The 12865-nt window shown below is 65.6% G+C and carries 11 protein-coding genes; 2 read left to right on the top strand and 9 right to left on the bottom strand.

Features of this window, described 5'->3' with window-relative positions:
- Together RSW2DRAFT_RS00745 and RSW2DRAFT_RS00740 are read right to left on the bottom strand one after the other, a co-directional pair.
- Nucleotides 1-702 carry a Crp/Fnr family transcriptional regulator gene (locus RSW2DRAFT_RS00745; RefSeq protein ID WP_008027051.1) on the bottom strand — a complete coding sequence of 234 codons (702 nt, stop codon included), beginning with the start codon at nt 700-702 and terminating at the stop codon, nt 1-3.
- Nucleotides 703-783: 81 nt separating this feature from the next.
- Nucleotides 784-1986, bottom strand: a complete 1203-nt coding sequence (locus RSW2DRAFT_RS00740) for an NnrS family protein (protein ID WP_008027049.1) — start codon at nt 1984-1986, stop codon at nt 784-786.
- A 142-nt stretch (nt 1987-2128) separates the two neighbouring features.
- Here RSW2DRAFT_RS00740 and ric point away from each other — a divergent pair, with 142 nt between their 5' ends.
- Complete coding sequence (gene ric, locus RSW2DRAFT_RS00735) at nt 2129-2794, top strand: iron-sulfur cluster repair di-iron protein (protein WP_008027048.1); 666 nt, start codon at nt 2129-2131, stop codon at nt 2792-2794.
- 476 nt (nt 2795-3270) lie between these two features.
- Nucleotides 3271-4040 (top strand): IS5 family transposase gene (locus tag RSW2DRAFT_RS17310; RefSeq protein WP_156790588.1). Its coding sequence is split into 2 segments (ribosomal slippage): nt 3271-3592 and nt 3592-4040, totalling 771 coding nucleotides; the frame shifts between segments, so codons are not numbered across the junction.
- A gap of 254 nt (nt 4041-4294) precedes the next feature.
- On the opposite strand, the gene RSW2DRAFT_RS00720 is transcribed toward RSW2DRAFT_RS17310, so the two are convergent.
- From RSW2DRAFT_RS00720 to RSW2DRAFT_RS00695, 7 genes are all read right to left on the bottom strand, one after another.
- Entirely contained in the window at nt 4295-5740 is a 1446-nt protein-coding gene (locus tag RSW2DRAFT_RS00720) for a tryptophanase (protein ID WP_008027041.1), read from the bottom strand.
- Between the two features lie 697 nt (nt 5741-6437).
- Nucleotides 6438-6623: a hypothetical protein gene (locus RSW2DRAFT_RS18760; RefSeq protein WP_332250504.1), complete on the bottom strand. Its 186-nt coding sequence runs from the start codon at nt 6621-6623 to the stop codon at nt 6438-6440.
- The gene (locus RSW2DRAFT_RS18755; protein ID WP_332250502.1) at nt 6623-6877 is read right to left on the bottom strand and encodes a hypothetical protein; all 255 of its coding nucleotides are present in this window, start codon (nt 6875-6877) and stop codon (nt 6623-6625) included. Before RSW2DRAFT_RS18755 ends, RSW2DRAFT_RS18760 begins: the two co-directional genes overlap by 1 nt.
- Nucleotides 6878-7078: 201 nt before the next feature.
- A complete protein-coding gene (locus tag RSW2DRAFT_RS00710) occupies nt 7079-9544 on the bottom strand; it encodes an arsenate reductase (azurin) large subunit (protein ID WP_008027033.1) in 2466 nt (821 codons plus the stop codon).
- A 13-nt stretch (nt 9545-9557) separates the two neighbouring features.
- Nucleotides 9558-10085, bottom strand: coding sequence for an arsenate reductase (azurin) small subunit (locus RSW2DRAFT_RS00705; RefSeq protein ID WP_008027031.1), 528 nt, complete (start codon nt 10083-10085; stop codon nt 9558-9560).
- Between the two features lie 150 nt (nt 10086-10235).
- Nucleotides 10236-11456, bottom strand: coding sequence for a sigma-54-dependent transcriptional regulator (locus tag RSW2DRAFT_RS00700; RefSeq protein ID WP_008027029.1), 1221 nt, complete (start codon nt 11454-11456; stop codon nt 10236-10238).
- Entirely contained in the window at nt 11450-12862 is a 1413-nt protein-coding gene (locus RSW2DRAFT_RS00695; RefSeq protein ID WP_008027028.1) for an ATP-binding protein, read from the bottom strand. The genes RSW2DRAFT_RS00700 and RSW2DRAFT_RS00695 overlap by 7 nt, the downstream gene beginning before the upstream one ends.
- Nucleotides 12863-12865: the final 3 nt, after the last annotated feature.

Here is a 12865-nt window from a genome sequence, read left to right as displayed (position 1 = left end):
TCAGCCGCGGGTCCAGGCGTCGGCGGGGTCTTCCTCGGCAAAGTGGCGCAACACGGCGACATCGGCGATGCTGGCCACGCTTTGCCGCACCGTCACCCCCTGATCGCGCAGCTTGGCGAAGGCGCGGCTCAGGCTTTCGGGCTTCATCCCCAGACGCCCGGCGATCAGCACCTTGTCATAGGGCAGCGTCACCTCGCAGGCACCGCTGCTGCACGGCGCCAGTTCCAGCAGGAACTCGGCGATGCGCTGCGCCCCGGTCTGCGCCTTCAGCGCCTCAAGCTGCGCCACCAGGCTGTTCAGATGCAGAAAGGTGGCCGACAGGATCGAGATCGCCACCTCGGGGTTCTGCCGGATCTGCCGCAGCAGACTGTCGGCCTCGATGCGGATCAGCACGCAATCGGTGGCGGCCTCGGCGGCCACCGGATAGGTGTCGTGACGGAACGCCACCGCCTCGCCAAAGCTGCGGCCCTTGGTGAACACCCCCACCACCGCCTCGGCGCCATTTGGGGCGATGCGGTAAAGCTTCACCCAGCCTTCAGCCACGATGTAGATGGCACTGGCGCGTTCGCCTTGCAGAAAGATCGTGGCACCGCGGTCGAAACTGCGCACCCGCGCCTCGGCCAACACCTGCCCGATCACATGTTCGGGGATTGCCGACAACAGCAGCGACCGGCGGGCAATCTCGATGTGGTCGGCGTGCATGGGGGCGTCCTGCTTTGCCTCACAACACCACAAACCGCGCGGAAAAACCACCCCTGCATGGTGATGGACCGGGGCGGCGGGTCAGCCCGCCCGCCGGGGCTGCAGCTTCGGGCGGGCCAGGATCGGCCAGAACAGCAGCGCAAAGCCGCCGAAGGCCAATATCCAGCCACCCGCCGCGATGTGCAAAAGCCACGGCAACTGCGGCCAGAACCCGGCCAGAACCCGGGCCAGCACCGCGCATATCAGGGCTGCGTAAAGCAGCGCCACCCCCTTGCCCGCCGCCAGCGGATAGCCGCCATGGCCAAGACTGGCGCGGCTCATCACCGCCAGCGTCATCAGCCCGACCGCCCCGGCCATCCAGACGTGTTTCGAGGCCGGACCCAGTGCCATCAGCCCCAGCGCCTCGGCCCCGACCGAAAAGAACCCCAGCGCCACGAAGGCGAAACTCGCGTGCAGCACCCAGACCAGCGGCTCGGCCAGGGTACGGTGGCCCTGCCAGCGCGCCAGCCGCCACAGGTTTGCCACCCCCGCCAGCAGGCACAGCCCGCCGATTGCCGCAGCGTCGGGCAGCGCCGCCCAGCTTGCCGCGGCAGCAACGGTGATCGCCATGCAGGCATCGTCCAGCCGGTCGGCCGCCGCGGGCAGCGGCTGGACCCGGCGCTGCGCCAGCCAGTTGCGGGTAAAGCTGGGCACCACCCGACCGCCGATCAGCGCGATCAGCACCACCAGCACGGCCAGCCCCAGCCGGGCACCGAACCCGGCCGCCGCCGCACCCTCATGCGCCGCCTGCCAATGAAACAGCCCATCGGCCAGGATCAGCAGCCCCAGCAAGCCCAGCACCTTGAGATTGCGCCAGTTGCGCCCGGCCACGATCTCGCGCCCGATCGCCAGCGCCAGAACGACCGGAAACGCCAGATCGACCACCGCCACCGCCAGCGCAGGCAACCCCAGCGGCAGCGTCACCACCGCGCGCCCAGTCAGCCATAGCGCCGCCAGACCGGCCACCGGCCAGCCGGTAATTGGAAACCGCCCGGTCCAGTTCGGCACCGCCGTCATCAGGAACCCGGCAATCACCGCGGTGGTATAACCAAACAGCAGCGCATGGGCGTGCCATGTCACCGGCTCGAACGCCGCTTGCCATTGCAGCGCGCCGCTGATCACCAGAACCCACATCCCCATCACCAGCACCGCCCAAAGCGCTGCCAGCAGAAAGAACGGCCGGTAGCCCTGGCTCAGGATCACCGGGCCGCGCCAGGCCCGCATCTGTTCTGCCGAAGTGGTCATGCTGCCCCCATGCGTTACGCGCCGTTCATAGAACGCCACCCCCGCGCCAGACTTGACCAACGTCAAGCGATGCCCGCAGCAGCACTGCTATCAAGCCGGCAATGCCCGGCCAGACCGGGCCAATTTTTGCCAGGAGCCTCCGATGGTCGTGTTTTCCCCCGAAACCTCGGTCGGCGAGTTTGCCGCCGATCTGCCCGGTGCCGCCGAGATTTTCCGCAAGGCAGACATCAGTTTCTGCTGCGGTGGCAGCCTGTCGCTGGCCGATGCCGCAACGCGCGCTGGCCTTGATCCGGCCGCCCTGCTGGCGGAATTGCACGCTCTGGCCGATGTCGCCGCAACCGAGGCCCCCACCGACACCCCGGCGTTGATCGACCATATCCTGTCGCGCTATCACCAGACCCACCGCGCCGAACTGGAATGGCTGATCCCGCTGGCCGAGAAGGTCGAGGCGGTGCATGGCGACCATCAAGCGGCACCGTTGGGCGTGATGGCGGCGCTGATCGCCCTGGAACGCGAGCTGGACAGCCACATGATGAAAGAGGAACAGGTGCTGTTCCCGATGATGCAGGCGGGCGGTCATCCGATGATCGCGCATCCCATCGCCGCCATGCGCCACGAACACGACACCACGAACGACCTTCTGCGCGACGTGCTGCGCGTGACCCACAACCTCGACCTGCCCGACGGCGCTTGTCGATCCTGGACCGCACTTTATACCGGGCTGCGCAAATTCGCCGACGACCTGACCCGGCATATCGCGCTGGAAAACCAGGTGCTTTTCCCGCGCTTTGCGGCGCAGGCAACCTGACATTCCACATCATTCCGGGTTCCGCCATGCGCAATTGCGTGACCGTGATCGCCGCTTGCACAGGCACCGCCCGGATCCGCCACCTTCGTTGTCGGGTGACATCGCGGATCGGGCTGCGGCACCGCGATGCAGATGGAAATGGCCGTGCAAGTTCCAAGACCGCACCCCGTCAAAAAGCGGAAGAAGCCCCCGGTTTGGAATGATCATTGTCGCCGCCTGACGCACTGAGCCGGAGATCGGTATCCTCTCCCGGTATCTGGTCTGCCGTTGCTTCTACAGCCAGCAGAGGGCGTTTTCTTGGGCTGATTTTGTAACAGGCCGAAAAGGCGGTCCAAGCGGCCTGCGATGGGCATGCACGAAATTTCCAGCCGTGCAAGGCACTGGCAAAGAAGCTATCAGGGTCAGGACCCTTTGATCTGCTTGAGGGTGGCGTGCCAGCTTGGAGTCAAGCTCCCGAACTGACGGGGGGGGGGATGATGAGCAACCTTTTCTGGCTGACGGACGCACAGATGGCGTGCCTTCGGCCGTCCTTCCCGAAGAGCCATGGCGTGCCGCGGGTCGATGACCGACGGGTTTTGAGCGGCATAATCTTCATCAATCGCAATGGTTTGCGTTGGTGCGACGCACCCAAAGAGAATGGTTCGTCGAAGCCCCTTTACAACCGATGGAAGCGCTGGAGCGACAAAGGTGTTTTCGCCAGGATGATGGATGGGCTGGCCTCCGAGGCCGCCGTTCCGAAGGCGGTGATGATTGACGCGACCTGTCTCAAGGCGCACCGCACGGCGACCAGCCTGCGGTCGAAAAAGGGGGATCAGGCGACCAAAGGGGCCGCCTGATCGGGCGCACGAAGGGCGGTATGAACACCAAACTGCATGCCGTCACCGACGCTGACGGTCGCCCGATCCGGTTCTTCATGACTGCGGGCCAGATCAGCGACTACACCGGAGCGGCAGCCCTGCCGGGCAGTCTGCCAAAGGCGGAATGGTTGCTGGCAGACCGGGGCTATGACGCCGACTGGTTCAGAGATGCGTTGAAAGACAAAGGGATAAAGCCATGCATCCCAGGTCGGGTGTCGCGCGGCAAGCCATTCAAGCACGATAAGCGACGCCACAAGCGGCGCAACAGGATTGAGATCATGTTCGGCCGTCTCAAGGATTGGCGGAGGGTCGCCACCCGCTACGACCGATGCCCAAAGCTATTCCTCTCGGCCGTCGCCCTCGCAGCAATCGTCATGTTCTGGCCATGAAACTAGAACGAGTCCTGATCCTAAAAGCCACCTCTTGCGCGCTTTCCCGCGAATTTTTAGTGGTGTGAGCTTTCCGCCAAAGGTCTTGCCTGAATGCAGAGGGTCGTGATTGCAATGAAACAAGCCTGACACGGCCAGGCCGAGAGGCCCCTCAATCGCTGGCGGCGAATACCATAGCGGCGGGTGAACCGAGGCGCCAGGATGAGTCTCCGCCGACCCCGAACTTGATCGGGGCCGGGTTTGGTCTTGCAGACTTACAGGCTGTCACCGAAATCGACACGGAACTTTGCCGCCAGTTTCTGTTGCCAATCGCCCACCGGGTCGAGACGGCCATAGAAGAAGCGCAGGATCTCGGGCTCTTCGACGAACACCAGCCCGCCCACCAGATCGCGGTTCTGATACAGCCAGTCGATCCGGTCGATGGCGTATTTCACCTGAGACAGGGTGAACACCCGGCGCGGCATCGCAAGGCGCAGCAATTCCATGTTGGAATAGACCTCGCTGCCGTCGGGGTTGCGCTGTTCGGACAGCGACCCCCGCTCCATCCCGCGGATCCCGCTCGCGATGAACAGCGCAGATGCTAGGGCACCCGCCGGGTATTGCGACTGCGGCACATGCGGCAGGAAGCGCATCACGTCGATATGGCAGCCAAGCCCGCCCGCAGGCGTGATCACCGGCACGCCGCGTTTGACCAACTCGTTCACCATGTATTCGATGAACAGCGGGCCTTGCGAAATCATGTCCACGTCCATGGTCTCGTCCAGACCCACGGTCAGCGCCTCGATCTCCCGGACCGACATCCCGCCATAGGTCAGGAAGCCTTCATACAGCGGCACCAGCACCCGCATCTTGCGGTAAAGTTCTTCCGAGCGGATGCAGATCGCCCCGCCGCGCGCACAGCCCAGCTTGCGGGCCGAGAAATAGATCACATCGCACAGGTCCGCGATCTGCCGGGTGATTTCGGCAATCGACAGGTCCTTGCAGCTTTCCTCGCGGGTCTTGTTGAACCACAGGTTGTCGGCCAGCAGGCTGGCATCCAGCACGAAGGTCAGCCCGTGCTTGTCGCAGACCGCGCGGATCTCGCGCATGTTGGCAATCGAGATCGGCTGGCCGCCGATCAGGTTGGTGCCCGCCTCCATCCGCACGAAGGCGATCTTGTCGGCGCCGTGGGTTGCCACCAGCGCCTTCAGCTTGCCGATGTCCATGTCGCCCTTGAACGGACGGGTCGAGGTGACCTCCAGCGCGTGATCGTGGCAGATTTCCTCGACCGCGCCGCCATTCAGCACGATATGCGCCTTGGTGGTGGTGAAGTGATAGTTCATCGGCACAATGGTGCCCGGTTTCACCAGAACCTGCGCCAGGATGTTTTCGCAGGCGCGGCCCTGGTGGGTGGGCAGAATCCAGTGGATGCCGAAAATCTCGCGCATCTTGGCCTCGAACCGCTCGTAGGTGGCGGAACCTGCATAGCTGTCGTCGGCCACCATCATCGCCGCCACCTGCCGGTCGCTCATCGCGTTCACGCCGCTGTCGGTCAGCATGTCCATGAACACATCGCGGTTCAGCAGCAGGAAGGTGTTGTTGCCCGCTTCGGCAACCGCCTTCACCCGGTCCTCGATCGGCGCCAGCGTCAGCTTTTGAACTACGCGCACCTTGTGCATTTCAAGCGGCACGGTATCGCCACCGAAGAATTTCACGACCATCACTTGCTCCCCCGGGCTGGTAGCCCTGTTGCGTCAAGTGGGATAGAGCGCGACGCCACCGTGCCGATCAATCCCTTCCGTCTGCGTCACAAGATCACGGCTGGCAACACGGCGGGGTCCGGCCTCTTCCTGCAAGCCTTCTCCGTTTCCGCCCATTGCGTGGATGGCGTTCGATCTTCGGCACGGCGGTGCTGCTTCGCACCAGCGGGCATCACATCCACATCCGCAGGCTCCAGAAGCGAGTCATAGAGGCGCCTGGTGCGCGCATCGCATGCCAACCCTAACGGAAGGTTCATCATAGTGTCAGGGGCTCTCCTGCAGCCTCTGCCAGCGCTGGCACAAGCCACTGTTTCAACAGCAACGGCAGAATCGCGCAATGTCACCGGACCACTCGCCCACCACGGCCCCAAACCGCGTTGGCACGAGAAAAACACGCGAGGACGGCTGCCACTCCGAAGGTCGCTTTTAGCCGCCCCGCTTCGCCGCCTGCACCAAGCCCTCGATCACGACCGCAGCGCACGCCCCTTCCGGTTATCCTCGATCACCCTTTTCAGCCCCTGCATGAGCGCCAGTGTCGGCGCAGGCACGGCGTCATTTCAGATCAGCCGCAGGAATCCGACCCAGGCATGCTCTGCTTCGGTGATTGCCGCCGTCGAGGGCAGCGTGCAGCCCACCATCACCTTTCTTTCCACGCCGGTCATTTGCCGAAGATCCCGCGCAGCGCCGCCCTGGCCCGGCTGGCCAGGCGAGGGTCGGTCCTGGTCGATGCTTCCCGCAGTTCTTCCAGCCAGTCGACTTCGTTCGCGGTCACCGGCGTGCCGAGGATCTCGATCAGCGCCTTGGCGGCCGTGCCGCCGACAGCCTGTTCAAACGTCAGCCGCATCAGGTAGGCCGCATCGCACGCCAGCGCCTCGGCAAGCGCCGGCACACGGTGAACGCCAACTTCGACGCCCCCTGCTTGACCATCGTCAGAAAGTTCGCATTGGCGAATCCGGCTTCGGTGGCAATATCAGCTTGGGTTTTCGGTCTGAGTTCGAGCCCCCGGCGGGTCAGGTATTTCGCCAGTTCGGTATCGGCATGCGGCCGGTTCGCCATGATCCATATCCTTGAAAACACGAACGCATCAGTGCGTTTCATGCTTCAGTCATAGCGATTGGCCAAAGAGAGATTGTCGGGATATGCGGCGGAAGACTCGCAAACCTGACAAGCCAGCAATGGGAAGCAGTTTCATTTTACAATGCGCAAGGCAAACGCTGCACGTCTGCCTTGCGCCTGTGCAGGTCACATGCATGGCGAAATTCGCCGCCCGGATTCTGCACCCGGGCGGCGAGGGTCAGATCACAGCTCGACTTCCCACGACTTGTAGGACACCCGCTGCGCCGCCGGTGTGGCATCCGAGATCTTGCGGATGTTGGCCCAGGTCTGCTTGTAGTTCGGCAGGATCAGCTCGTTGACCCCGGCGTTGACCACGTTGCCCTGGGTGCCCGAGGGGGCGCCGAAGATCATGAAGGTCTCGTTCGCCCGCGCCGTCGGTTCGGGATAGGCCAGCGCCTGCGTCGCGCCGACATCGTTGTAAACCTCGACCATGTCGCCCGGCTTCAGGCCAAGGCTGGCCATGTCGTCGGGGTGGATCTGGATGAAGGGCACCGGAAAGCGGTCCATCACGAAGTCATTCTTCTGGTCAAGGAACCAGTTCTGCCAGTTCATGTTGGCCCGACCGTTGTTGATCAGGAAGCGGTGGTTGGCGCGCTGCTGCTCCTTGCCGGGAGCCTGCAATCCGCGCCAGGTGCCAAGGCAGAACAGCGCCAGCTTGTCATCGCGGCCATGCCGGTCGAACTTGCCGTCGGCGTAAAGCCGTTTGGTGCCGACCAGCTTGCCATCTTCAAAGCCGGTCACCGGCTCTTGCACGCCGTTGTTGCCCATCGCCCGCAGCCGGTCATAGGTGACGATCTGGCCGGTGTTGGCGTGATAGCCGTCCATGAAGGCGTCTTCCTCGCTGGCCCAGTCGAAGCCCTTGAACTGGTCGGCATAGTCGTTGCGCCCTTCCTCGCGCAGCACCCGTTCCAGGTTCTGCGCGATGGCGGCGGCGATCATGCAGTCGGGTTTCGACGCCCCCGGCCCGTCCATGTATTTCTCGACCAGCCGCATCCGCCGCTCGCCGTTCATCGAGGTCAGGTTCATCTCGCCCGATTCCACGGCAGGCAGGATCACATGCGCCGCCTGGCCGATCTGGGTGTGGATGATATCGACATCGACCGAGAACAGCCCACCGGCGTTGATGGCGCTGACGATGGCATCCACCATTTCCTCGCGGGTGGCGCCGGCGCGGGCATCCATCGCCTCTTTCACCATGTTGGTGCGCCGGGCGTAGGTGCGCTTGAACTCGGCGGCGTTCAGCGTGGTCTTGTAGTGGTCGTTGGCCCAGATGTGATGCACCTTGCCTTGCCCGGCGATGATCAACTGGTCAAGATAGGGCGCAGGGCGGCCGACATGGGCGTCGGAGGGCCGCATGTAGCCTTCCTGATGCCCGCCCAGACGGCAGACCCCGCCGCCTTCCCGGCCGATGTTGCCGGTGGCCAGGCCGATGTTCACCAGCGCGCCGATGGTGCGGTAGTTGTCGTTGCCCCAGATGATGCCCTTTTCATAGGCCGTCACGCATTTGCGCCGCGCGCCGCCTTTCGGCTCGGCAATCCAGGCCGCGGCTTTGGCGATATCCGCCGCAGCCACGCCGCAGATCGCCGCGGCATCGTCCAGCGACAGATGGCAGGCCGCCACCGCCGCCTCGAACGACCCCAAGGCCGCGGGATGCGCGCTGTCTTCCGGCACCGCGATGTCGCCCTGAAAGGTCGAGGCCTTGATGAAATCGCTGTCCACCCAGCCCTGCGCCACGATCTCGGTAAAGAGGGCGTTGAACAGCGCGAGGTCGCTGCCCGAGGCGATCTGCAGGTGCAGCACCTTGTCCTTGCCCGCCGCTTCCTCGCAGGCGTTGATGGTGACAGTGCGGCGCGGATCGACCACCACCACGCGGGCGCCGTTCTGGATGCCGGGCAGCATGTGGTTCAGGAACAGGTTGGTCTGGGTCTCGATCGGGTTGGCGCCGATCAGGAACAGCGTGTCGGTCAGGCCGTAATCCTCGTAGGCATAGTTCAGCTCGCCCACGCCCATGTCACGGGTGGAATGCACCTCCGAGTTATAGGCGGGCCGGTTGTGGATGCGGCAGTTCTTCACCTTCATCGCGCCGAAATACAGCTTGCCGGTGCCCCAGGTGTTTTCATAGCCGCCCGCCGAGCCGCCATGGTCGAACATCGACACCAGAAGGTCGTTCTCGTTGTCCTTGTCGATCACCCGTGCGGTCACCCGCGCCACCAGATCGAGGGCATCATCCCACGAGGTCGGCTGCCAGGTGCCATAGCGCCAGACCATCGGCTCGGTCAGCCGCTGCTGCTGGCTGCCGGTGATGTCCGAGCGGCGGTTCTCGGCAATCCGCGCGCCGCGGATCGAGCCAAGCCCGCCGTTCACCACGCAATCGGCGTCGGGTTTGATCACCAGATGCACGTCGCGGCCATCCTGCTTGACCACGTTGTACATCGAGGGCGCATACCAGTTCGGGGTCAGCGCCTGCTGCTGCTGCGACAGGTCGACGCCGAACTTGTTTTGCCCGGGGTCGGTGCCGCCCTGCTTGTTCAGCGGCCAGGTGTAGGCCTTGTAGCCACAGCCGACGATGCAATAGTGGCAGGTGACGTTGTGTTCCTTCGCGTCGGCGGGAATGATCGGCAGACGGTCGATGCGGCGTTTGTAAGCCATTGTTTTCGCTCCCTCAGGCTTGCAGGACGTTGGACAGACGGCCGTAGATCAGCTCGTCGGCGCCCTCGGCGAAGATGTCGCCCGCATCGTCCACCCGCAGTTCGAACTGCGTCAGGTTCTGCGTGGCATGGCCCCAGACCTGCTGGCCGCCATTTTCGGTATCAAACCGCGAATAATGGCCGGGGCAGTTCAGCGTCTTGTCGGCCGCGTGATAGCTGAGCGGAAAACCCTTGTGCGGGCACAGCACCGAATAGGCCACCACGTCGCCGTCCGGCCCCACACCACCTTCGACCGGCTTGCCCAGCTTCAAGAGGATGCCGGGGCTGTTGTCGTCGGGATAGGCGATGTCCACCGGCTCATCCACCTTCAGATCCTTCAGGTTGCCAACCCGGTTTGACGGATAGGCCACCCGCGCCAGCGCGATTTCCGCTTTTGCCGGGGCTGCGGGCAGCACCGATGCCGCCGCCACCCCCGCCACGCCCAGAACACCGCCGCGCAGGAACTGGCGGCGGCCGGCATCGACCAACCGATTGCATTTCATGGATGGAATCCTCCCTTGGTTGCTTTTCCCGAACCCTAGCAAGCACGGGACGCGGCGCGCGACGCCCAAGTCACCGCTGCCGCAGCGCGGCAAGCCGTTCACATCGTGATGAAATTTTCAGCGTTCGGAAATCCGAACATGCGGCGGGGCCTACAGACCCAGCTTCTGCATCTTTTCCCACAGCGTGGTGCGCGAGATCCGCAAGAGCTTGGCTGCCTCGGCCACCTGGCCGCCGGTGCGCTCCAGCGCCGCGATGATCTGTGCCCGTTCGGCGGCATCGCGCGCCTCGGCCAGGCTCAGCAGCCCGGTGTCGGCAGGGTCGGTCTGGCGTTCGGGGAACAGGTCGGCAGGGAACAGCCAGTCGCCCTGCGCCGTGGCCAGTGCCTGCACCAGACGCGCGCGCAACTCGCGCCCGCCGCCCGGCCAGTCATGCCCCGCCACCGCCTGATCGGCCAGTGCGGTGATGCCACGCAGGGGCGGGCTGCGGCGCGGGTTCAGGGTGGCGAATTGCTGATGCAGCAGCCAGACCGCATCATCGGGGCGGTCGCGCAGCGGCGGGATCGGAATTTCGAACGGGTTCAGCCGGGCGTAAAGATCGCCGCGAAACGCGCCCGAGCCGACAAGATCGGCCATGTCGGCACCGCAGGCAGCAATGATCCGCGCCGCGCCGGTATCGAGCCAGCCCATCAGCCGGGCCTGTTCCAAAGCCCCAAGCCGCTCCAGCGCGTTCAGGAAAAGCACGCCGTCGCCCACCTCGGCCAAGGCCGCTTCCAGGGCGGCGCTGGCATCGGCCTCGCGCGCCAGATTGACATGCACGAACGGTGCGGCACGGCGGTCCGAGGCCGCATGGATGCGCCGCGCCACCAACGCCTTGCCGGTGCCCGCGCCGCCACGGATCAGCACCGGTCGGTCATGCGCAGCCGCCGTCAGCGCCAGATCCTCGACCCGCCGGGCGGCGGGCGAGGGGCCAAGCAGCATCGGCAGCCGGGCCAGCGGTGCCGCGCGCAGCAGCGCCGAAAGCCGGTCCAGAAACACCGGCATGCCAAACGGCTTGGTGAGGTAATCCGCCGCCCCCGCCTGCAACAGCCGCACCGCCTGATCAATCTCGCCCTGGCCGGTGATGAACAGGAACGGCGGCGGGGTGATGCTGCGGCAGAGCGTGGCAAACACCTCCTCGCCGCTGCCATCGGGCAGGCGGATGTCGCAGACCACCGCATCGATCGGTGCCCGCGGCGTGCGCAGGGCGCCGATGGCCCGCTGCGCCAGCTTCAGCCACAGCACCTCGGCGCCCTCGAGTTGCAGGCGTTGCAACAGCGAGGCCCCCATGATCTCGTCATCCTCGATCAGCGCGATGCGGCGGCCTTTCAGCATGGCGGGTTCCCCGGCAAGGTGACCTGCACCGTGCTGGTGGCGTCCAGCCGCCGATAGCCGATCTGGCCGTTTGCCGCCTGCACCAGCTCGCGCACCAGCCGCAGGCCGACGCCGCCGCCCGGCTGCACCGGATCGTCGGTCAGCAGCCGTTGCAGCGCCGCGTCATTCATGCCGGGGCCGCTATCGCTGACCGTCAGGGCCAGCGCGCCGTCGCTGTCCTGCACCGCCAGCCCGAGGACGCCGCCCGCCCCCGCCGCCGCCGAGGCGTTCAGCAACAGGTTCAACGCGATCTGCCGCACCGGTGCTGCGGCATGGCGGGCCAGCGCCGCGCTGAAAGCCTCGATCCGCCAGTCCAGCCGCTGCTCCAGCCGCAGGGTCTCGGGGCGAAACAGCAGCTTCAGGTCGTCGAAATCCTCGGGCGTCAGCGGCAGGCCGCTGCGGTCCAGCCGGTTGTGCTCCAGCGTCGCCCGCGCCACGTCGCGCAGATGCCGCAAGCCGCGATCGACCAGCGCCGCCGCCTCGCGCACCACGTCCGGGCGGTCGGGGTAGGTCAGCAACGTGTCGGTGGCGGCCAGCAGCCCGCCCAACGGGTTGTTGATCTCGTGCGCAAGGGACGACGACAGCCGCCCGAGGCTGACAAGGCGTTCGCGGTCGGCCAGCCGCCGCTCGGCCTCGGCCTTGGCTTCGGCGGCACCGGTCATGCTGTTGTAGGTCTGGAACAGCCGCCCCAGTTCGGTATCGCCCCGCGGGATCAATTGCGGCGGAATCGGGCGCGGCGCGCCGGTGGTTTCGGCCATGTGCGAGGCCAGCAGCGTCACCGGCCGCAGCATCCGCCGCATCGCCAGATAACCCGCGAAGGCCAGCACCGCGGTGGCCAGCGCATTGCCCGCCAGCAAGGCCAACCCGGCCTGCCGCCGCTCGGCCACAAGGTCGGTCACGTCCAGTTCGCTGAAAATCCGGCCGACCGTGCGGCCCTGGTAGACCAACGGTGCCGCCACCCGGATCACCGCATCGCCACCGCCGACGGTCATCGCATCCAGGCTTTGCGCCCCTGGCATCAGTGCCGTGGCGTCGCTGTCCACCGGCACCCGCCGCGGGTCCGACGCCGCAATCACCCGGCCCTTCTCGTCGGCCACCACCGAAAGCATCAGCCGTTGCGCGTCGGGGGTAGCACCGGCGCGGTCGAGCGTGTCGAAAACCTCCCACACGTCATGGCGCAGCACCGCTGGACCCAGCGCCAGCGCCAGCCCCTCGACATGCAGCCGCGCCAGTTCGCGCATCCGCGCATCCTGCACCGCCCCCAGCGCCGACAGCACCAGTTGCGAGGCCACCACGCCCAGCAAAAGCATCAGCCCCGCGGCAATCAGCGGCACCCGAAGCGACAGCGGCAGGTTGGCCAGCCGCATCTG

The organism is Rhodobacter ferrooxidans, from assembly GCF_000176015.1.
GTDB lineage: Bacteria > Pseudomonadota > Alphaproteobacteria > Rhodobacterales > Rhodobacteraceae > Pseudorhodobacter_B > Pseudorhodobacter_B ferrooxidans.
This window is presented reverse-complemented; position numbering and strand designations above follow the sequence as displayed.

What these genes read in the sequence shown, in the direction of transcription:
- RSW2DRAFT_RS18755 (WP_332250502.1), bottom strand. Translation starts at nt 6,877, where the DNA reads ATGAAACGCACTGATGCGTTCGTGTTTTCAAGGATATGGATCATGGCG.
- ric (WP_008027048.1), top strand. Translation starts at nt 2,129, where the DNA reads ATGGTCGTGTTTTCCCCCGAAACCTCGGTCGGCGAGTTTGCCGCCGAT.
- RSW2DRAFT_RS00710 (WP_008027033.1), bottom strand. Translation starts at nt 9,544, where the DNA reads ATGGCTTACAAACGCCGCATCGACCGTCTGCCGATCATTCCCGCCGAC.
- RSW2DRAFT_RS18760 (WP_332250504.1), bottom strand. Translation starts at nt 6,623, where the DNA reads ATGCGGCTGACGTTTGAACAGGCTGTCGGCGGCACGGCCGCCAAGGCG.
- RSW2DRAFT_RS00745 (WP_008027051.1), bottom strand. Translation starts at nt 702, where the DNA reads ATGCACGCCGACCACATCGAGATTGCCCGCCGGTCGCTGCTGTTGTCG.
- RSW2DRAFT_RS00740 (WP_008027049.1), bottom strand. Translation starts at nt 1,986, where the DNA reads ATGACCACTTCGGCAGAACAGATGCGGGCCTGGCGCGGCCCGGTGATC.
- RSW2DRAFT_RS00695 (WP_008027028.1), bottom strand. Translation starts at nt 12,862, where the DNA reads ATGCGGCTGGCCAACCTGCCGCTGTCGCTTCGGGTGCCGCTGATTGCC.
- RSW2DRAFT_RS00720 (WP_008027041.1), bottom strand. Translation starts at nt 5,740, where the DNA reads ATGGTCGTGAAATTCTTCGGTGGCGATACCGTGCCGCTTGAAATGCAC.
- RSW2DRAFT_RS00705 (WP_008027031.1), bottom strand. Translation starts at nt 10,085, where the DNA reads ATGAAATGCAATCGGTTGGTCGATGCCGGCCGCCGCCAGTTCCTGCGC.
- RSW2DRAFT_RS00700 (WP_008027029.1), bottom strand. Translation starts at nt 11,456, where the DNA reads ATGCTGAAAGGCCGCCGCATCGCGCTGATCGAGGATGACGAGATCATG.